General features: G+C 25.7%; 19 protein-coding genes and 1 tRNA gene. 15 read left to right on the top strand and 5 right to left on the bottom strand.

The window, feature by feature from the left end; all coding sequences use genetic code 11:
- Window positions 1-7: 7 nt before the first annotated feature.
- Complete coding sequence (gene dapE / locus D9V78_RS00335; protein ID WP_158350307.1) at window positions 8-1,141, top strand: succinyl-diaminopimelate desuccinylase; 1,134 nt, start codon at window positions 8-10, stop codon at window positions 1,139-1,141.
- Between the two features lie 66 nt (window positions 1,142-1,207).
- Here the strand turns inward: dapE and dapA are convergent, their stop codons facing one another.
- Together dapA and aroC are read right to left on the bottom strand one after the other, a co-directional pair.
- A complete protein-coding gene (gene dapA, locus D9V78_RS00340) occupies window positions 1,208-2,089 on the bottom strand; it encodes a 4-hydroxy-tetrahydrodipicolinate synthase (RefSeq protein WP_158350309.1) in 882 nt (293 codons plus the stop codon).
- Between the two features lie 411 nt (window positions 2,090-2,500).
- Window positions 2,501-3,571 carry a chorismate synthase gene (aroC, locus tag D9V78_RS00345; protein ID WP_158350311.1) on the bottom strand — a complete coding sequence of 357 codons (1,071 nt, stop codon included), beginning with the start codon at window positions 3,569-3,571 and terminating at the stop codon, window positions 2,501-2,503.
- Between the two features lie 205 nt (window positions 3,572-3,776).
- Between aroC and smrB the strand changes: the two genes are divergently transcribed.
- From smrB to metG, 11 genes are all read left to right on the top strand, one after another.
- Window positions 3,777-4,316, top strand: coding sequence for an endonuclease SmrB (gene smrB / locus D9V78_RS00350; RefSeq protein WP_187306111.1), 540 nt, complete (start codon window positions 3,777-3,779; stop codon window positions 4,314-4,316).
- 124 nt (window positions 4,317-4,440) lie between these two features.
- Window positions 4,441-5,340, top strand: a complete 900-nt coding sequence (gene hisG, locus D9V78_RS00355; protein WP_158350315.1) for an ATP phosphoribosyltransferase — start codon at window positions 4,441-4,443, stop codon at window positions 5,338-5,340.
- Between the two features lie 3 nt (window positions 5,341-5,343).
- Window positions 5,344-6,657: a histidinol dehydrogenase gene (gene hisD, locus D9V78_RS00360; protein WP_158350317.1), complete on the top strand. Its 1,314-nt coding sequence runs from the start codon at window positions 5,344-5,346 to the stop codon at window positions 6,655-6,657.
- A complete protein-coding gene (hisC, locus tag D9V78_RS00365; protein ID WP_158350319.1) occupies window positions 6,647-7,720 on the top strand; it encodes a histidinol-phosphate transaminase in 1,074 nt (357 codons plus the stop codon). The genes hisD and hisC overlap by 11 nt, the downstream gene beginning before the upstream one ends.
- A 25-nt stretch (window positions 7,721-7,745) precedes the next feature.
- Window positions 7,746-8,813 carry a bifunctional histidinol-phosphatase/imidazoleglycerol-phosphate dehydratase HisB gene (hisB, locus tag D9V78_RS00370; protein WP_158350321.1) on the top strand — a complete coding sequence of 356 codons (1,068 nt, stop codon included), beginning with the start codon at window positions 7,746-7,748 and terminating at the stop codon, window positions 8,811-8,813.
- A 1-nt stretch (window position 8,814) separates the two neighbouring features.
- Entirely contained in the window at window positions 8,815-9,408 is a 594-nt protein-coding gene (hisH, locus tag D9V78_RS00375; RefSeq protein ID WP_158350323.1) for an imidazole glycerol phosphate synthase subunit HisH, read from the top strand.
- Between the two features lie 4 nt (window positions 9,409-9,412).
- Window positions 9,413-10,165 carry a 1-(5-phosphoribosyl)-5-[(5-phosphoribosylamino)methylideneamino] imidazole-4-carboxamide isomerase gene (locus tag D9V78_RS00380; protein WP_158350325.1) on the top strand — a complete coding sequence of 251 codons (753 nt, stop codon included), beginning with the start codon at window positions 9,413-9,415 and terminating at the stop codon, window positions 10,163-10,165.
- The gene (hisF, locus tag D9V78_RS00385) at window positions 10,129-10,905 is read left to right on the top strand and encodes an imidazole glycerol phosphate synthase subunit HisF (RefSeq protein ID WP_158350327.1); all 777 of its coding nucleotides are present in this window, start codon (window positions 10,129-10,131) and stop codon (window positions 10,903-10,905) included. The genes D9V78_RS00380 and hisF overlap by 37 nt, the downstream gene beginning before the upstream one ends.
- The gene (hisIE, locus tag D9V78_RS00390) at window positions 10,899-11,516 is read left to right on the top strand and encodes a bifunctional phosphoribosyl-AMP cyclohydrolase/phosphoribosyl-ATP diphosphatase HisIE (protein ID WP_158350329.1); all 618 of its coding nucleotides are present in this window, start codon (window positions 10,899-10,901) and stop codon (window positions 11,514-11,516) included. Before hisF ends, hisIE begins: the two co-directional genes overlap by 7 nt.
- Window positions 11,517-11,594: 78 nt before the next feature.
- Window positions 11,595-13,004 carry an NADP-dependent phosphogluconate dehydrogenase gene (gene gndA / locus D9V78_RS00395; protein ID WP_158350330.1) on the top strand — a complete coding sequence of 470 codons (1,410 nt, stop codon included), beginning with the start codon at window positions 11,595-11,597 and terminating at the stop codon, window positions 13,002-13,004.
- Between the two features lie 108 nt (window positions 13,005-13,112).
- Window positions 13,113-14,765: a methionine--tRNA ligase gene (gene metG, locus D9V78_RS00400; RefSeq protein WP_158350332.1), complete on the top strand. Its 1,653-nt coding sequence runs from the start codon at window positions 13,113-13,115 to the stop codon at window positions 14,763-14,765.
- Here metG and tilS read toward each other — a convergent pair.
- Together tilS and D9V78_RS00410 are read right to left on the bottom strand one after the other, a co-directional pair.
- Window positions 14,758-16,047, bottom strand: coding sequence for a tRNA lysidine(34) synthetase TilS (tilS, locus tag D9V78_RS00405; RefSeq protein WP_158350334.1), 1,290 nt, complete (start codon window positions 16,045-16,047; stop codon window positions 14,758-14,760). The genes metG and tilS overlap by 8 nt on opposite strands.
- A 54-nt stretch (window positions 16,048-16,101) precedes the next feature.
- Window positions 16,102-16,175, bottom strand: a tRNA-Val gene (locus tag D9V78_RS00410).
- A 100-nt stretch (window positions 16,176-16,275) separates the two neighbouring features.
- On the opposite strand from D9V78_RS00410, the gene D9V78_RS00415 reads away from it, so the two are divergent.
- Together D9V78_RS00415 and tyrS are read left to right on the top strand one after the other, a co-directional pair.
- Window positions 16,276-16,899: a riboflavin synthase subunit alpha gene (locus D9V78_RS00415; RefSeq protein WP_158350337.1), complete on the top strand. Its 624-nt coding sequence runs from the start codon at window positions 16,276-16,278 to the stop codon at window positions 16,897-16,899.
- Between the two features lie 90 nt (window positions 16,900-16,989).
- A complete protein-coding gene (tyrS, locus tag D9V78_RS00420) occupies window positions 16,990-18,252 on the top strand; it encodes a tyrosine--tRNA ligase (protein WP_158350338.1) in 1,263 nt (420 codons plus the stop codon).
- Window positions 18,253-18,267: 15 nt separating this feature from the next.
- Here the strand turns inward: tyrS and D9V78_RS00425 are convergent, their stop codons facing one another.
- Window positions 18,268-18,639: an iron-sulfur cluster assembly accessory protein gene (locus tag D9V78_RS00425; protein ID WP_158350340.1), complete on the bottom strand. Its 372-nt coding sequence runs from the start codon at window positions 18,637-18,639 to the stop codon at window positions 18,268-18,270.
- A 243-nt stretch (window positions 18,640-18,882) separates the two neighbouring features.
- Here D9V78_RS00425 and D9V78_RS00430 point away from each other — a divergent pair, with 243 nt between their 5' ends.
- Window positions 18,883-19,929 (top strand): 3-deoxy-7-phosphoheptulonate synthase, encoded by a 1,047-nt coding sequence (locus tag D9V78_RS00430; RefSeq protein WP_158350342.1) that lies wholly within the window; start codon window positions 18,883-18,885, stop codon window positions 19,927-19,929.
- Window positions 19,930-20,072: the final 143 nt, after the last annotated feature.

The following is a 20,072-nucleotide window of genomic DNA, read 5'->3' on the forward strand; positions in this document are numbered from 1 at the left end:
TACATATATGTATTGTCCAGTTGTTGATTTATCTAAAGTTTTAATATCGATACCTTCGATTAGTCCATTAGATTTAAAATGTCAACATGTTATTTGTAAAAGGTTATTAGCATTAGGTTTTAATGTTATGTTATTTAAAAATAAAGATACAAATAATTTGTGGGCGTATCGAGGAGTAGGTTTGACTTTTACTTTTGCTGGACATACAGATATTGTACCCGCAGGAAACTTAGTAAATTGGAACACACACCCATTTATTCCTGTTATTGATAATAATATTTTATTTGGTCGTGGTACATCAGATATGAAAGGATCTTTAGCAGCTATGATTATAGCTGTTGAACGATTTATACTTTACCGAAATAAATCTTTAGGTAGGTTAGCGTTTTTAATTACATCTGATGAAGAATCTTCTGCAGAAGATGGTACAATACGTATTGTAGAGTATTTGAAGTCTATATCGGATGGTATTAATTATTGTATTGTAGGTGAACCTACAAGTAGTAATATTATTGGAGATACTATAAAAATTGGTAGAAGAGGTTCATTACATGCTCATATATCTATTTACGGAATTCAAGGTCATATAGCTTATCCTCAGTTTGCTGAAAATCCTATTCATCGTTCTATATTATTTTTAAAAAAATTTGTTAACACAATCTGGTCTTCAGGTAATATTCATTTTTATCCAACTAGTATGCAAATTTCTAATATATATACTAAAAATAATCATGAGAATATTATCCCAGGAGAATTACATATTAGATGTAACTTTAGATTTGGAACAGATATTTCAGTTGATAGTATTCAAATGAAATTATATAATTTATTAAATTCTTCTAATTTAAAGTATACAGTAAAATGGAGATTATCAGGTAAACCATTTGTTACAACTTCTAAATATTTGATAGAATTAGTTAAACAGTCTATTCAAAGTATTACTTCTACGAATGTTAGTTTATCAACAGATGGCGGAACTTCGGATGGTCGTTTTATAAAAGATATTAGTTTAGAATTATTGGAATTAGGATTGAGGAATAATACTATACATCAGGTGAATGAATGTGTGAGTGTACATGATTTACAATTATTAAGTAAAATATATGAAGATATTCTTCATAAAATATTTTTTAAAATATAGAATAGATATGGACAGAGTACCGAAATGATACTCCGTTATTTTGATAAATAATATATTATTGAATAATTAAGATATCATTTTTGATTTTATAAGCGCCTTTTGTAATATTTTTTGTGTAGTATACGATAATGTTGTTAAAGGTAATCGTAATGTATCATTATTGATCATACCTAATTTAAATGCCGCCCATTTTATAGGAATTGGATTAGATTCTAAAAATAATGCTTGATGTATTGGCATTAATTTTTTGTTAATGATTCTGGCATTAATAAAATCATTTTGTAAAGCTAACAGGCACATTTGTGACATTTCTTGTGCAGCTATATTTGCTGTAACTGATATTACTCCGTCGCCTCCAAGTTGCATGAAATCTAAAGCAGTAGTATCATCTCCGCTGATAATTAGAAAATTTTTTTTAACGTATTGTTTAATTTGATGAATTCTTGTAAGATCACCTGTAGCTTCTTTAATTCCTATAATATTATTTAACTTTGATAATTTAATAACGGTTTCGGGTAGCATATCACAACCAGTTCTACTAGGTACGTTATATAATATTTGCGGAATATTTGTATTTTCAGAGATTGATTTAAAATGCTGATATAATCCATTTTGTGTTGGTTTATTATAATAAGGTACAACACTGAGACACCCACGAATTCCAGAGTTTTCAAGTTTTTTTGTTAATGTAATAGCTTCATATGTTGAATTTGCACCAGTTCCTGCTATAATTGGTATTTTTCCATCTGCAAATTCTAACGTTGATAATATAGTATAATTATGTTCTTCTTGATTTAATGTTGCAGATTCTCCAGTTGTACCAACAGAAACAATAGCGGTTGTATGGTTTTTAATGTGATATTGAACAAGCTTTTTTAGACTATTACGACAAATTTTTCCTTTCTCAGTCATTGGTGTAATAATTGCAACAATACTACCTTTAAACATATTTTTTCTCCGATAAAATCGATTATATTTTTCAATAAAAATAAAAATCAATTTTTTGGATAATTTTAATATCGCATTATAAATAATGTTTTTTAAAAAATTATTTGTATGAATTTTTTTTTATTAAAAATATTTTTATTAAATTTATTTTATAATTTATATAGATATGTAGTGTATTAAAGTGATCATAATTAGAAATGATGTTTAATATGTTAATACATATCTAAAAAGTATTATGGTATTGATAATATTTGTACAATAGAAATATAATTTATATATAGTATATGAAATATCATGTTACTGATATTGTATAATATGAAAATAAAACTTTATAAATAAATTTATACTACTAAATTTGTGATTAGTAGTATAACAGTACAAATAATTTTATAATAAAATTATTTTTATATTTTATGATCCAATTTTTCCACATTGTGCTTGAAATCTTAATAGATGATCCATGATAACAATTGCAGTCATCGCTTCAGCGATTGGTACTGCTCGGATACCAACACAAGGATCATGTCGACCTTTTATTTGAAGATTGATATTTTCATTATTTTTGTTAATTGTTTGAATTGGAATACTTATACTAGAAGTAGGTTTTAGTGCAATTCTTGTAATAATGGGTTGTCCATTACTAATTCCTCCTAAGATTCCCCCAGAATGGTTACTTAAAAATCCATCTTTTGAGATTTCGTCTCTACTGTTACTACCTAGTTGTTTAACTACAGAAAATCCATCACCTATCTCTACTCCTTTCACTGCATTAATGCTCATTAATCCATGAGCTATATCAGCATCTAATCGGTCAAATACTGGTTCGCCTAATCCTATCGGTATGTTTTCTGAAATTATTGTTACTTTCGCTCCTATGGAATCGCCATTTTTTTTTAATTGTATTATTTTTTTTTTTAATTCATTAATTTTATTATAGTCACCACAAAAAAAAGGATTTTTATTTACTTCTTCCCAAGATGTGAGTGGACATTTAATAGATCCTAGTTGTGATAAATATCCTCTAATATTAATATTGTAAACGTTTTTTAAGTATTGTTTAGCAAATGCTCCTGCTGCTACGCGCATTGCTGTTTCTCTTGCTGAAGATCTACCCCCTCCTCTATAATCGCGTATTCCATATTTTTTATGATACGTGTAATCTGCATGACCTGGTCTAAATACATTTTCTAGATGATTATAATCTTGCGATCTTTGATCGGTGTTTTTGATACTTAAACCAATACTTGTTCCTGTAGTGATTCCTTTAAATACCCCTGATAAAATATTAATTTTGTCTGATTCGCGACGTTGCGTTGTGTAACGAGATGATCCTGGTTTTCTACGATTTAATTCATATTGTATATATTTTTTGGATATTTTTATTCCTGGAGGCATACCATCAATGATACAACCTAATTCACTACCATGAGATTCACCAAAAGTATGTACTTTAAATATTTTACCAATTGTATTACCTGGCATATTTAATCTCCATAATTATTATATATATTTAATACAAAAATATTTTTATATTATATCTTTTTAATTAATATATTTTTAATCATACTTTATGTTTTATATTGTTAAGAATATATAATAAATTTTCATATAGAATAATTATAAAAAAAAATATTCTTAATAATATGAAATGAAAATATTAAAAATAACTTTTTTTGGAAAAATACTTATGAAAAATAATAAGCATTATAATTCAAATGATAATTTCTATTTTAAAGAAGAAACAAAAGATGTAAAGAAAATGAAACAAGATACTGTATTTCATGCTAAACCATATAAACTACATAAAAAATATCTTAATAAACGTAATTTATGTAATCAAGATGCACATACCCAATTTTTTAATTCTAATATTCCAAATAAAAATATTACCGAAAATCCTGTTTCATATGTTCGAGAGAAATTTTTAAAAACTGAATTAAACAAATTAAAGAATAAAATTTATGTTCCAGAGATTTTTTTAGATTTACATGGTTTCAATCAATATCAAGCAAAAAAAGAATTAGGTAAATTAATTTTTATTTGTAACAAAGAAAAAATATTTTGTTTTGCCGTCATTCATGGTCATGGTAAGAATATTTTGAAAAATTATCTTCCTATTTGGTTGTCAAAACATCCAGATGTTTTAGCATTTTATCAATTACCCAAAAAATGCGGAAGAAATACTACATTATTTGTATTAATTGATTACAAAAAAGATAATAAATAATATTTTAAGTAAAATATAAATTAATTTTTATTTTCTTGATTTTAAAAAACTTTTTAGTATATTTTGATATCATAAGAAGATTTAATATATTCAATATTTTTGGTAACATTATCAAGGTAAATTAATGTTTAATAAAAATCGTTTACGTATTGCTATACAAAAATCTGGACGTTTAAGCAAAGAATCTATCAAATTATTAACACAATGTGGTGTTAAAATTAATTTCAAACAACAGCAATTAATTTCTTTCTCTGAAAATATGCCAATTGATGTTGTAAGAGTTAGGGATGATGATATTCCTGGTTTAGTGATGGATCAAGTAGTTGATTTGGGGATTATTGGTGAGAATGTCATAGAAGAAGAATCTTTAAGAAGAAATATACAACCAGAAGATTTACTGTATACTATCGTACAACGTTTAGATTTTGGATTTTGCAGATTATCTTTAGCTATTCCTATTAATCATGAGTATGTTAATATTCAATCATTGAATGACTTACGTATCGCAACTTCTTATCCTTATTTATTAAAGAAATATTTAGATAAAAAAAATATAAATTTTACTTTTTTTATATTAAATGGTTCCGTAGAGGTTGCTCCGAGTGCAGGGTTATCTGATGCTATATGTGATTTAGTTTCTACGGGCGCAACTCTAGAAGCTAATCGATTAAAAGAAGTAGAAGTGATTTATTCTTCTACGGCATGTTTAGTATCTCGATTAGGATACATATCTGAAGCAAAAAAAATATTAATTAATAAGTTAATGATACGTATTCAAGGCGTAATTAAAGCAAGAGAATCTAAATATATTATGTTGCATGCTCCGTATGATAAATTACAATCTGTAATTTCTTTATTACATGGTGCAGAGCATCCAACAATATCTAAATTAGCAGGTGAAACAGATAAAGTTGCTATACATATGGTAAGTAGTGAAACTGTATTTTGGGAGACCATGGAAAAATTGAAAATCTTAGGTGCAAGTTCAATTTTAGTTTTACCAATTGAAAAAATGATGGAATAAAATATGTTATTATCTAATAAAATAATAAATTGGAATATTTTAAATATAAGTGAAAAGAAACAACTTTTATTACGTCCTAAAATTGTTCAATCGAGTGATTTAAAAGAATCAATTAGAGTTATTATAAACAATGTTAAAAATTTCGGTGATCAAGCATTATATCAGTATACTAAAAAATTTGATAAAGTTGATCTAAGTTGTTTTCAGGTTTCTAAAAAACGTATCGAATCTTCATCATGCTATATCAATAAACAATTAAAAAATGCAATTATAATTGCAAAAAAAAATATTCAATTATTTCATATAAATCAAAAAATGCCTTGTATTGATATAAATACTCAAGTTGGTATTAGATGTCAACAAGTTACACTACCTATAGAATCAGTAGGGTTATATGTACCTGCAGGTTCAGCACCTTTATTATCTACTGCGCTTATGTTAGCAGTTCCAGCTGTTATCGCGGGATGTAAAAATATTGTGCTATGTTCTCCTCCTCCTATTAATAATGAAATTTTATATATAGCTAAAATATGTAATATTTATAATGTTTTTGAAATTGGTGGTGCTCAAGCAATTGCAGCTCTTGGGTTTGGAACTGCAACTATTCCAAAGGTTAATAAAATATTTGGTCCTGGCAATATATATGTAACTGAAGCTAAAATACAATTAAATCAATTATTATCTGGTTTATCAATTGATATGATTGCCGGGCCTTCCGAATTATTTATTATTGCAGATAAAACTGCAAATCCTGATTTTATTGCAGCGGACGTATTATCTCAAGCTGAACATGGCATTGATTCTCAAGTGATTGTTGCATCAAACGACATTTCTCTTTTACAACAGGTGTTATTAAAATTACAAAAACAATTACTGTCTTTATCTAGATCCAATATTATTCTACAATCTTTAAAAAATAGTAAGTTCATTTTTACGTCTAGTTTGCTGGAATGTGTTGATATATCTAATCAATACGCTCCCGAACATTTAATCATTCAAACAGAAAATTCAAGAAATTTATTAGATTATGTTATAAATGCTGGTTCTGTTTTTTTAGGTCATTGGTCACCTGAGTCTGTTGGAGATTATGCTTCTGGTACGAATCATGTTTTGCCAACCAATGGTAATACAATTTCTACTTCAGGATTAAGCGTATTAGATTTTCAAAAAAAAATTACTATTCAGGAACTCACTCCATTTGGTTTAAAAAATATTACTCAAACTGTTAAAACGCTAGCTTTGTCAGAACATATGGATGGTCACGCTAATGCTGTAATAATACGTGCTAATGCTATTAAGGAAAAGTATGGAAAGTAATATTTACAAATTATGTAGAAAAGATATTTTTGCGTTACAGGCATATGCGTCAGCAAGATCAATTGGAGGTACAGGAACGATTTTACTTAATGCAAATGAATTACCCGTATCCAATATCGTGAGCTTAAAAAAAATTGTTTTAAATCGTTATCCTGAGTGTCAACCTGAAATCTTGTTAAAGAAATATGCTAATTATATTAATTTACATATTAATAATATTTTAGTCAGTCGTGGAGCTGATGAAGCAATTGAATTATTAATGAGAGTATTTTGTACACCGTATCAGGATAGTATTCTTACATTTCCACCAACTTATACAATGTATGCTAAAGTTGCAGAAATATATGGTGTACAGAATATTTCTATTCCCTTGATCGATAATATTTATTTAAATATACCAGAAATTATTAAATGTTTGAACAAAGTAAAATTAATATATATATGTCGTCCAAATAATCCCACTGGACATATATTTCACATAGATGAAATTATTAAAATATTAGAATTAACAATTAATAAAGCTATAGTTGTTATTGACGAAGCATATATTGAATTTTGTATTAATAAAAATATTATTTTTTTATTAACACGGTTTAATCATTTAGTTATTTTACGTACTTTATCAAAAGCATTTGGTTTAGCCGGTATTCGTTGTGGATTTACTATAGCACACCACGATATAATACAATTATTGCGTAAAGTTATTACACCATATCCTTTACCTATACCTTCTATAGAAATTGCTGTTAAATCATTATCACGTACTAGTATTATTAATATGAAAAATAAAATATTATTAGTACAAAAAAATAAATTTTGGTTATTAGATCAATTAAAAACAATTAAATTTATAAAATATATTTTTGATAGCGAAACAAATTATATTTTAGTAAGGTGTATACGAGCTTGTGATATATTTAATGTATTATGGAATAAAGGTATTATTTTAAGGAAGCAAGATCATATTATTGAATTACAGGATTGTATCAGGATTTCCATTGGTACCAAAATCGAATGTTTGCATTTATTTAATGCCTTGAAAGAAATAGTATTGTGTGAATAAAAAAAAATAATTGAAGGAAAATATTGTGCAGGAAAAAATATTATTTATCGATCGTGACGGTACGTTAATTCATGAACCTACTGATAATTTTCAAGTTGATCACATGAATAAACTTATTTTTGAACCTCATGTGGTTATAATCTTAAGAAAATTTATTTTGTTAAATTTTAAATTAGTTATGGTAACTAATCAAGATGGATTATATACTAAAATATTTCCATATCGTGCATTCATAGATCCTCATAAATTTATGGTAGATTTATTTGTTTCTCAAGGTATATATTTTGAATATATATTAATATGTCCACATTTTGCACGAGATAATTGTAGTTGCAGAAAACCTAAAACTGAATTAGTATACCCTTGGATACAAAACAAAAATTTAGATAAAAATAATAGTTATTTTATTGGTGATCGTATTACAGATATTGAACTTGCAAAAAAAATGGGTATTACAGGTATTTTATATAATCAAAAAAGTATGAATTGGAATGATATATATAATATTATTACTAAAAATAATCGACACTTCCAAAGTATTAGAAATACTAAAGAAACAAAAATAAAAATGGATATATGGTTAGATAAATCCGGGATGAATATTATTCGTACTGGTATTGATTTTTTTGATCATATGTTAGAGCAAATTGCAATTCATAGCAATATTTTAATACATTTATCAGTGAACGGTGATCTTTTAGTAGATGATCATCATGTTATAGAAGATACTGGTATTGTTTTAGGAAAAACTATTTTAAAATGTTTAGGTAATAAAATAGGAATGAATCGGTTTGGTTTTTATGTACCTATGGACGAAAGTTCATCATATTGTTTAATAGATTTATCTGGAAGACCATATTTAAAATTTGTGAGTAAATTTAGTCGTCAATTTGTAGGCGATTTAAATACAGATATGATTGAACATTTTTTTCGGTCATTATCTTATTCTATGAAAAGTACAATACATTTAGTCAGTATGGGTACTAATGATCATCATAAAATTGAATCTTTATTTAAAGCGTTTGGAAGAGCTTTAAAGCAAGCAGTTAGCATTTCAGGTAATACGTTACCTACATCAAAAGGAATTTTGTAAAATGAGTATAATAATTTTAGATACCAATTGTTCTAATTTGTTATCTATAAAATTATCTATTGAAAAATTGGGGTATAATCCAGTGATAACAACTGATGTACATATTATTCAGCGTGCTAAAAAAATATTTATACCCGGCGTAGGTAGTGCATCAGAAATTATGAAACAGTTTTCTAAAAATAATTTATTAATTAATACACTGAAAAATGTTACCTGTCCAACATTAGGTATTTGTCTTGGTATGCAAGTAATGTCTAGTTTTAGTGATGAGTCAGGCGGTATAGATATGCTTGGTATTATTGATACTCCTGTGGTATTATTACAATCAGGAATGTTTCCATTACCACATACAGGGTGGAATCAAGTATTTTTTAATAAATATCATCCATTATTTCATAATATAAAATCTGGGGAATGGTTTTATTTTCTACATAGTTATGTTTTTTCTATAAACCAATATACAGTAGCTCATACTACATATAACACAATATTTAGTTCTGTAATCCAAAAAAATAATTTTTTTGGTGTACAATTTCATCCAGAAAAATCTGGCGTAATAGGTTCAAAACTCTTATTAAATTTTTTAGAGATGTAATATTATGATTATTCCAGCAATAGATATATTAAATAATAAGATAGTACGGTTATATCAAGGAAAGTATGATTTAGTGCAATATTATGATTATGATATATATAATTTAATCGAAAATTATTTAACTCATGGAGCACAAGTTATTCATATAGTTGATCTTGCAGCGGCGCGTGATCCAGATATTAAAAGAAATGTGATTTTTAATAATATTATGCATGATTTTAAAAATTTTATACAACTAGCTGGAGGTATTCGTTCGCATGCAGATATAGAACGTTGTTTATTAAATGGTGCAAAACGAGTTGTAATTGGATCAGCAGTAATTAACCAAATGAATACAGTTAAAAATTGGATTCAATACTATGGTAATGAGTATATTGTTGCTGCTTTAGATATACATGTTATAAATAATAAAAATTATGTTTTTATCCACGGTTGGAGTAAAAATACTAATATTTGTTTAGAAGATATATTACAAAAGTTGTCTGTAGCAGGAATTAAATATGTATTATGTACGGATATATCAAAAGATGGTACTTTATTAGGACCAAATTTTAAACTTTATAAAAAACTTGTTAATCAATTTTCTAATATTTGTTTTCAGTCTTCTGGTGGTGTATCTAAATTAAGTGATATTACAGAATTGTGTAAAATAGGTATTTCTGGGATGATTATTGGAAAAAGTTTATTAGATAATAAGTTTAGTATTTTGGAGGCAATGCAATGCTGGCAAAAAGGATCATCCCCTGTCTTGATGTAAGAGAGGGACATGTTGTAAAAGGTATACAATTTAGAAATCATGTTATTGTTGGAAATATTGTGCATTTAGCAAAAAAATATGTTCAGGATGGTGCAGATGAATTAGTATTTTATGATATTTATGCATCAACTAATCAGAGCTTAGTGCATATGAAATGGATACGTGATGTTGCTGCTGTTATCGATGTACCTTTTTGTGTTGCTGGAGGTATTAGAAATATCAGTGATGTTAAAAATATTTTATCTTCTGGAGCTGATAAAGTTTCTATTAATTCTTCTGCGATTAATGAACCAGATTTTATTACTCGAATTGCTGATCGTTTTGGTTCACAATGCGTGGTGGTTGGTATAGATTCTTGGTATGATTCAGTAAAAAAAAAATATTTAGTGTATCAATATACTGGTCGGGTTGAATCTACTAAAAAAACAAGATGGAATACTGTTTCGTGGGTAAAAGAAGTGCAAAAGAAAGGTGCTGGAGAAATTGTTTTAAATGTTATGAATCAAGATGGTTTATGTACTGGATATGATATTCAGCAATTAAAAGAAATTAAACAAGTATGTAATGTACCTTTAATAGCATCTGGAGGTGCCGGAACTATGAAAGATTTTTATCACGTTTTTCAAAAAACTAATGTAGATGGTGCATTAGCTGCATCGGTATTTCATAAGAATATTTTTACTATTAGAGAGTTAAAATATTTTTTAAGTAAAAGAGGTATAAGAATTAGAATATGTTAAATGATAAACAATTACTGAATATTAATTGGAAGAAAGTTCATGGATTGATTCCATGTATTATACAAAATTTTTTATCATCAGAGATTTTAATGCATGGATATATGAATCAAAACGCATTACATCTTACATTAAAAAATAAATTAGTTACGTTTTATTCAAGAACAAAAAAAAAATTGTGGACTAAAGGAGAAACATCCGGAAATTTTTTAAAAGTAATAGATATGATTCTTGATTGTGATCAGGATAGTATATTAATTTTAGTAGATGCGGTTGGTCCGACATGTCATTTAAAAAATATTAGTTGTTTTCATGGTATAAAAACAGATTATACGAATTTTTTTTATTTAGAGAAAATAATTCAATCTAGAATAAATACTTCTATACAGACATCTTATACAGCGAAATTACATAATGAAGGTATCAACAGAATTGCTCAAAAAGTAGGAGAAGAAGCAATTGAAATAGTTATTGCTGCTATTAACAACAATGAATTAGATATAATTAATGAAGCATCTGATTTGATATATCATTTATTGGTTTTATTACATCAACGAAATTTAAATTTTAAAAATATCATCAATAATTTAAAAGTTCGTAATAAAATAAAATAGATACATCTCAATTAATATAATTTTTATATATTAATTTATAAATTCATGTAACTTTATGATATTTGGAGTTAAAGATATATGCAAAAGAACGATATTGGTGTTATAGGAATGGCTGTTATGGGTTGTAATTTAGCTTTAAATATTGCAAATCATGGATATAACGTTGCAATATTTAATCGTACTGCTAAAAAAACGAAAGATATTTTATATAATCATTCAGAAAAAACAATATTTCCATATTTTGTAATAGAAGAATTTTTAAATTCTTTAAAAACACCTAAGTGTATTTTAATTATGGTACAATCAGGTGTTGCGACAGATAATGTTATTTCTTCACTCTTACCGTATTTAAATCCTGGTGATATTATCATCGATGGAGGAAATTCTTTTTATAAAGATACCATTCGGAGATATAACGAATTATCAATACAAAAAATTCATTTTTTAGGTGCAGGAATATCTGGCGGAGAATATGGTGCATTAAATGGCCCATCAATTATGATTGGAGGAGAAAAACAAGCATATACAATCATTGAACCTATTTTAAAATCAATATCAGCAAAATTTGAAAACGATTCATGTGTTGCACATATTGGTCCAAATGGATCTGGACATTATATTAAAATGGTACATAATGGTATTGAATACGCTGATATGCAATTAATTTCTGAGGTATATTTAATATTAAAAAATATATTAAAATTAACTAATTCAGAGATTGCTAATATTTTTGGTATTTGGCAAAAAGGTGAGTTAAGTAGTTATTTACTTGATATTACCCGAAAAATTTTATTACACAAAGATGGAGAAAATGATTTAATAGATTATATTTTAGATACTGCAATTAGTAAAGGAACAGGGAAATGGACATGTCAGGATGCATTAAATTTAGAAGAACCATTAACTGTTATTACAGAATCTGTTTTTGCTAGATATATTTCTTTATTAAAATCGCAGCGCGTATTAGCATCTAGGATATTATCTGGTCCTAAAATTCTTTCAATATATGATAAAAAATCTGTTTTTATAGAAAAAGTGAGAGAATCTTTATATTTAGCAAAAATTATATCTTATACACAAGGATTTGCGCAAATAGGAAGTGCTTCTAAGAAATATGTTTGGAATGTAAAATGTGATGAAATTGCAAAAATTTTTCGTTCTGGTTGTATTATTCAAGCGAATTGTTTAAAAAATATTGTAGAAATATATAAATATGATAATTTGATCATCAATTTGTTGTTATCACCTTATTTTTCAGATATTGCGAATAAATATCATAGTTCATTACGTGAAGTTGTTTCGTATACCATTCAGCAAGGTATATTTATTCCTGCATTATCTGCTGCTATTACATATTATGATGGCTATCGTGCAAAAAATTCTGCTGCAAATTTAATACAAGCACAAAGAGATTATTTTGGAGCGCATACTTATAAAAGATGTGATAAAGAAGGTTTACATCATACTATTTGGAATACCGAATTATAAAATTGTACTTTTTTATGATATTATTTTAAATAGATTAATAAAATTTTTATATTATCCATTAATCTATTTAAAAAAATTTTTATATAATATTTTTTATTATATTTAATAATTTTACTTTTATACAGAGAATATAAATATGACTATAAAAAAAAAATTTTAGTAACTTGTGCTTTACCTTATGCAAATGGCCCTATACACATAGGACATATGTTAGAACATATTCAAGCTGATATTTGGGTTCGTTATAAAAGAATGTTAGGAAATGAAGTTTGGTTTATTTGCGCAGATGATTCGCATGGTACACCAATTATTTTAAAATCCCGTAAATGTAATTCACATCCAAAAAAAGTTATATCCAGTATTTTTCAAAAACACATATATGATTTTAATTGTTTTAATATTTCTTATAACAATTATTCTTCCACGCATCATCCTAAAAATGCATATTTTTTAAAAAAGATATATTATAAACTTAAATTAAATAATTTACTTACATTAAAAAATGTTATTCAATTGTATGATGTAAAAGAAAATATATTTTTACCTGATCGTTTTGTTACTGGCACGTGCCCATTTTGTTATACTAATAATCAGTATGGTGATAATTGTGACTCATGTGGATCAGTGTATAAAACTACAGAGTTACTTGATCCAACTTCAAATATTTCAAATACATGTCCGGTATTGCGTGATTCAACACATATATTTTTCAACATTAATATTTTCCAGAAAAATTTGTATTCCTGGATGCATACAGGTGTGTTAAATATGCATAGTTTAAATAAAATGAAAGAATGGTTTTGTAATGATTTGAAACCGTGGAATATCTCTAGAGATATACCTTATTTTGGATTTAAAATACCTGATTTACAAAATAAATATTTTTATGTTTGGTTAGATGCTCCTATTGCTTATATTAGTACTTTTAGTAATTTATGTAATCACAATCAATCATTAAATTTCGATGAATTTTGGAATATACGTTCTGAAACAGAATTTTATCAATTTATTGGAAAAGATATTGTCTATTTTCATACTTTATTTTGGCCTGCAATATTAGAGGTGATGAAATTTAGAAAACCAACGAAAATTTTTGTACATGGACATGTAACCATGAAGGGTATGAAATTATCTAAATCGCGAGGAAAACTAATTACTGTAAATAAATTTTTAAATTATTTTGATTCTGATAGTTTGAGATATTATTATGCCTCTAAATTATCTTCTAAAATTGAAGATATTGAATTTAATACAACAGATTTTATCAATAAGATTAATTCTGATATTGTAAATAAAATTGTTAATTTAGCGGCTCGTAGTGCAAGTTTTTTAAATAAAAATTTTAATAATTTATTATCCTCAAAATTAGAAAATATAAAATTGTATATAGAATTTACATCTATTTCACATAAAATAAGTGTTTTTTTTGAAAATATGGAGTTTAATTTAGTAATAAAAGAAATTATAAAACTTGCAGAGATCGCAAATCAATACTTTAATTATAAAAAACCTTGGACATTATTAACAAAAGATAAGATTAAATTACAAGAAATTTGTTCTATGGCAATTAATTTATTTCGTATAATTATGATTTATATTCAACCTATTGTTCCTAATTTAATACTTAATGTTGAAAAATTTTTATTAACAAAGTTAGATTGGCATAGTATAAATTATCCATTATTGAACCATCGTATTTCTACTTTTAAATCTTTGTATAAAAGAATTAATGTTAATTGTTTAGATGATCTTTTTATGTAACGTAATTAATCCAGGATATTTTCCATGTATTTATTTTTTTTGTTTGAGGTATGATTAATACACCCATGATAGCAATTAATGTATTATCATAAAATAAACACGGTATACGATTTCTATTCCATGGTGTAATTTTATTTTCGTTCCATATATTTTTTCTTCTTTTTTTTATGTTGTGTATATGAATGATTTTATTTATTTGAAATCGTATATTAATTAATTCAAATTTTTTTGGTTTTGGAACAGATGTACCATATTTACTTTGTGTAATATATCCTAAATTTTGTGGTAATTTTAATGGTGTTGTATAATCATGCCAGAATAAGATTTGATTTTTTATTTTTGGATATTCTGGAAGGTAAAAAATTTTATTTTTATATTTGGTAATGTTGATATTTTGAGTATTTATTTTATAAGTAATGTATTTATTCTGATTGATTACCATTTTATAAATGTTTTTAGTATCTGTATAAGATATTGTATTTTTCATATTTAGTATTATCCATCGTCTGATTAGTAATTTCCATATTTCTGTTGGATAAATACATATTTTTTTTATATTTAAATCATTTTTCATAACGGATGTTTGATTTATGATGTTATCGAGAAAGTAATTATGTGATTTTTCCTGTTGATAAAATAATTTCATACTCCGATTGCAATTTTTAATAAAAAATGGCCATTTTTTTTGAATTTTACTAAGAATGGTATTTCTAATAAAATTACGATCATATTTATTTGTGAAATTACTATTATCTTCAATCCAGTGTAGATGATTTTTTATTGCCCATGATTGAAGTTGTTGTTTTTGATATTTTAATAATGGTCGAATAATTTTTATTTTTTTTGAAAGATTAGATTGATATTTTATACCAGACAATCCAGTAATACCACTACCTCTTTTTAAAGATAAAAATAATGTTTCACATTGGTCATTACTATGATGACCTGTTACTAATATTTCATTGGGTAGTATTTTGTGTAAAATAATTTTATATCTTAATTCTCTTGCATTGTTTTGAAAGTTATTTTTTGTTTTAAACTGAATTTTTTGTACGATTAATTCAATATTATTTTTTTGGCATGTATTCTGGCAGTGTATAACCCAATTTCTTGAATGTTTATTGATTTGATGATTAATATGAATGGCTCGTAATCTTAAAAAAGGATATTTTTTTCTAAAAGGGAGCAATTTATGTAACAATACTGTTGAATCTAATCCTCCACTATATGAGATTAATATTTTTGTTTTTTTTGGAATATTTTTAATAAACTGGTGAATCAAATTTTAGTAACCTATGTTAATAGTTTTTTATGTGAATAATTGTATAATTCAATTTACGTTCGAGTGGATTCGAACCACTGACTTTCACCATGTCATGGTGACACTCTAACCAACTGAGTTACGAACGTTTATGCTATAAAATAATTTTTTTATTTCTTATTTTTTTTTATAATATATTTATTATAATAACATAATTATTTTTTTTTATTTTTTTTATATAAGGTTAATATGTTTACTGGTATTACACATGGTGTTGCTACAGTATTAGGTATGCAAAAACAACAGGATTTTCAAATTCTGAAAATACAATTTCCGGCTAATTTAGTAAAAAATTTAAAAGTAGGAGCTTCTGTTTCAAATAATGGTTGTTGTTTAACGGTATTTAAAATTAAAAATTATAATATTTATTTTCATGTCATGCAAGAAACCTTACAAAAAACTAATCTTATATTATTAAATGTTGGTTCTAAAATTAATATTGAACGATCTTTAAAATTCGGGGATGAAATTGGTGGGCATTTAATGTCAGGTCATATTATTGGAACAGCGAAAATTTTAAATATTATTAACTTTGGAAACAATAAAAAAATTTTTTTTCAAATTAATAATTTAAAAATTATGAAATACATATTTTTGAAAGGTTTTATTGGAATTGATGGAATTAGTTTGACTGTTGGTGAAATACATAAAAATATTTTTTGTATATATTTTATTCCGGAGACAATATCTACAACAAATATTAAGATGAGAAAAATAGGAGATACAGTAAATATTGAAGTTGATTATTATACGCAAATTGTAGTAGATAGGGCAGAAAATTATTTTAAAAAACTTTATAAAAGTACTTTATAACATATGATTATTTTTTTTAAATATTACATGTTATATTAATATATTATTATTGTATATGTTATTTTATATATTGAGATGATATAATATTTTATGAATACAAAAAATTTATTATATGAATTACAAACCAGGGGTTTTATTGCCAAAGTAAGTAATATCTTTGATTTAAACAAAAATATTGTAAATACTAATATTTCTGTTTATTGTGGTTTTGATCCTACTGCAGATAGTTTACATGTCGGTCATCTTTTACCATTATTATGTTTACGATGGTTTCAAAAATATGGACATAAAATTGTTATCTTAATAGGTTACGCAACTAGTTTAATTGGTGATCCTAGTTTTAAAAATAAAGAACGTCATTTAATGTTGCCAAATCTGTTATTAAAATGGGAAAAAAATATTATTATACAAATTAATAAATTTTTTGAAGATAATAATTTTAATAAACCGATCATCATAAATAATTACGATTGGTTTAAAAAAATAAATATGATTGTATTTTTACGTGATATTGGTAAATTATTTTCAGTTAATAATATGATAAACAAAAAATCTGTTAAAAATAGAATTAATAGAATAGATCAAGGTATATCATTTACGGAATTTTCATATAGTATACTTCAAGCATACGATTTTCTGCAATTATACAAAATTCATCAAGTAATTTTACAAATTGGTGGTTCCGATCAATGGGGAAATATTATTTCTGGAGTGAATTTAGTACGTAAAATGTATCATGATCAAGTGTTTGGGTTAACTATACCATTATTAACTCAATCTAATGGAACAAAGTTTGGTAAAACAGAAAATAATCAGACAATTTGGTTAAGTAGCGATCGTACAAGTCCATATACTTTTTATCAATTTTGGTTAAATATAGATGATAAACAAGTATATTCATTTTTAAAATTGTTTACTTTTTTAGATCTTCAAATAATTGAAGAAATACATAATACAAATAGTAGAATACAAGATGTTAAAGTAATTCTTGCAGATTATATTACAGCAATGGTACATGGAAAAAAAAAATTATATGCTGCTAAAAGAATAACACACAATTTATTTTGTGGTAAAATTATCAATTTGCGGAAATCTGATTTTTTACAATTACAACAAGATGGTATATTTTGTATTAATGCATCTGTATCACAAGATTTAAAAACAATACTTATAAATACGAATTTTGCAGTATCCCGAAGTGATGCACATCGTTTAATTATTGGTAGTGGTCTTAAAATCAATGGTAGAAGAGAAAGAAATCCAGATTATCAGTTTACCAATGTAGATAAATTATTTAAAAGATTTACGATACTTTCTAAAGGTAAGAAAAAACATGTTTTATTATCTTGGTAGTTGTTTATAACAATATTATTTTTTTTTGATAATGCTAAAACTATCTCCACATCCGCAATATGTATGGATATTTGGATTATTAAATTTAATATGCATGTTGATTCCATCAGTTGTAACAAAATCGATTTCTGTTTTATCCATGAGTAACATATCTTGAAAAGATATATATATATTAATATTATTTTTGCAATATACATAAAAGCTACTTTTATCTTCGGAGTATTTATGTTTTATTAGTGATAAATTGTAGCGAAAACCTGCACATCCGGATTTTTTGATATTAATTTGTATACCAATACAGTTATTATTTTTTTTAATTAGGTGATCAAGGTATTTTTCTGCTGCATTAGTTATGGTAATACCAGACCATTTTTTTTTTATATTCATAATATTATAATTTATTTTAGATATTTGATTAATATTATAGTTTATTTATTATAATTTTATCAAAATAATTTTAAGATTCATATATTAATCTATTTCATATTGATGATGTAGTTTAATTTTTAGTATCATACAAATATTTTAATTCAATCATGACAATTATTTTTACGAATTTAGCCAAATTTCATTATATTTATTTAATTACACTATTATATTTTTAATGTAAAAATAATTTAGAGTTATGATATGAAAAAAACAGATGAGTTACGTACAATACGAATTGATCCGTTAATTACCCCTCTGGATTTAGCAAAACGTTATCCATTAACATCCGATATTATTGATAACGTGATCCTAACACGTGCAAATATTGCAAATATTATTACAGGAAAAGATAAAAGATTATTAGTTATTATCGGTCCTTGTTCATTACATGATCCTATAGCAGCTGTTGAGTACGCTAAAAAACTGTTTATATTAAGGAAAAAATATTCTTCTCGTCTTGAAATTATTATGCGTACATATTTTGAAAAACCTAGAACGGTAGTAGGTTGGAAGGGGTTAATTTCAGATCCTGATTTAAATAATAGTTTCAAAGTAAATCGAGGTTTGTCCGTAGCACGTAAATTACTTTTAGATATTAATGCCATAGGTATGCCTGCTGCAACAGAGTTTTTAGATATGGTGATTGGTCAGTTTATTGCTGATTTAATTAGCTGGGGTGCTATTGGCGCAAGAACTACTGAAAGTCAAATTCATAGAGAGATGGCATCTGCTCTTTCTTGTCCGGTGGGTTTTAAAAATGGTACCGATGGAAATATTGATATTGCTATTGATGCAATTCGAGCTGCGCAAGTTAGACATTTATTTTTTGCACCAGATAAACATGGTCAAATGACAATTAATCATACTACTGGTAATCCGTATTCACATATTATTCTTCGCGGAGGAAAACGTCCAAATTACCACTCTGATGATGTAAAATATGTGATTAAAAAATTAAGAAATTTTCAATTACCTGAGTATATTATGATTGATTGTAGTCATGGAAATTGTTTAAAACAACATCGTGTGCAATGCGATGTAGCTGATGTTATATGTAAACAAATTGTTGATGGTACAAAAAATATTTCTGGTGTTATGATTGAAAGTTTCCTAAAAGAAGGTGCTCAAAATGCTTTTCCAAAAAGACACTTAATATATGGTAAATCAATTACTGATCCTTGTTTAGGATGGGAAGATAGTGTAAGTATTCTTGATAATTTAGCTAAAGCTATTGATCATCGTTTTTAAATAATGATGCCAGTCATAGTGACTGGTATCTTTAGTATGATAAAAATATATGTTTTATTGTATAATTATATTATATTTGGTTTTATTTAATTTAAAAATATATTACATGTTTTTATATAATATATAATATATATATAAATTTT

Source organism: Buchnera aphidicola (Sarucallis kahawaluokalani) (genome assembly GCF_005080725.1).
Classification (GTDB): domain Bacteria; phylum Pseudomonadota; class Gammaproteobacteria; order Enterobacterales; family Enterobacteriaceae; genus Buchnera_L; species Buchnera_L aphidicola_AF.

Coding starts and splice junctions, on each gene's coding strand:
- D9V78_RS00415 (WP_158350337.1), top strand. CDS start 16,276: ATGTTTACTGGTATTACACATGGTGTTGCTACAGTATTAGGTATGCAA.
- hisH (WP_158350323.1), top strand. CDS start 8,815: ATGAGTATAATAATTTTAGATACCAATTGTTCTAATTTGTTATCTATA.
- hisD (WP_158350317.1), top strand. CDS start 5,344: ATGTTATTATCTAATAAAATAATAAATTGGAATATTTTAAATATAAGT.
- D9V78_RS00430 (WP_158350342.1), top strand. CDS start 18,883: ATGAAAAAAACAGATGAGTTACGTACAATACGAATTGATCCGTTAATT.
- hisC (WP_158350319.1), top strand. CDS start 6,647: ATGGAAAGTAATATTTACAAATTATGTAGAAAAGATATTTTTGCGTTA.
- D9V78_RS00380 (WP_158350325.1), top strand. CDS start 9,413: ATGATTATTCCAGCAATAGATATATTAAATAATAAGATAGTACGGTTA.
- D9V78_RS00425 (WP_158350340.1), bottom strand. CDS start 18,639: ATGAATATAAAAAAAAAATGGTCTGGTATTACCATAACTAATGCAGCA.
- dapA (WP_158350309.1), bottom strand. CDS start 2,089: ATGTTTAAAGGTAGTATTGTTGCAATTATTACACCAATGACTGAGAAA.
- smrB (WP_187306111.1), top strand. CDS start 3,777: ATGAAAAATAATAAGCATTATAATTCAAATGATAATTTCTATTTTAAA.
- tyrS (WP_158350338.1), top strand. CDS start 16,990: ATGAATACAAAAAATTTATTATATGAATTACAAACCAGGGGTTTTATT.
- gndA (WP_158350330.1), top strand. CDS start 11,595: ATGCAAAAGAACGATATTGGTGTTATAGGAATGGCTGTTATGGGTTGT.
- hisF (WP_158350327.1), top strand. CDS start 10,129: ATGCTGGCAAAAAGGATCATCCCCTGTCTTGATGTAAGAGAGGGACAT.
- aroC (WP_158350311.1), bottom strand. CDS start 3,571: ATGCCAGGTAATACAATTGGTAAAATATTTAAAGTACATACTTTTGGT.
- hisIE (WP_158350329.1), top strand. CDS start 10,899: ATGTTAAATGATAAACAATTACTGAATATTAATTGGAAGAAAGTTCAT.
- hisG (WP_158350315.1), top strand. CDS start 4,441: ATGTTTAATAAAAATCGTTTACGTATTGCTATACAAAAATCTGGACGT.
- dapE (WP_158350307.1), top strand. CDS start 8: ATGTATTGTCCAGTTGTTGATTTATCTAAAGTTTTAATATCGATACCT.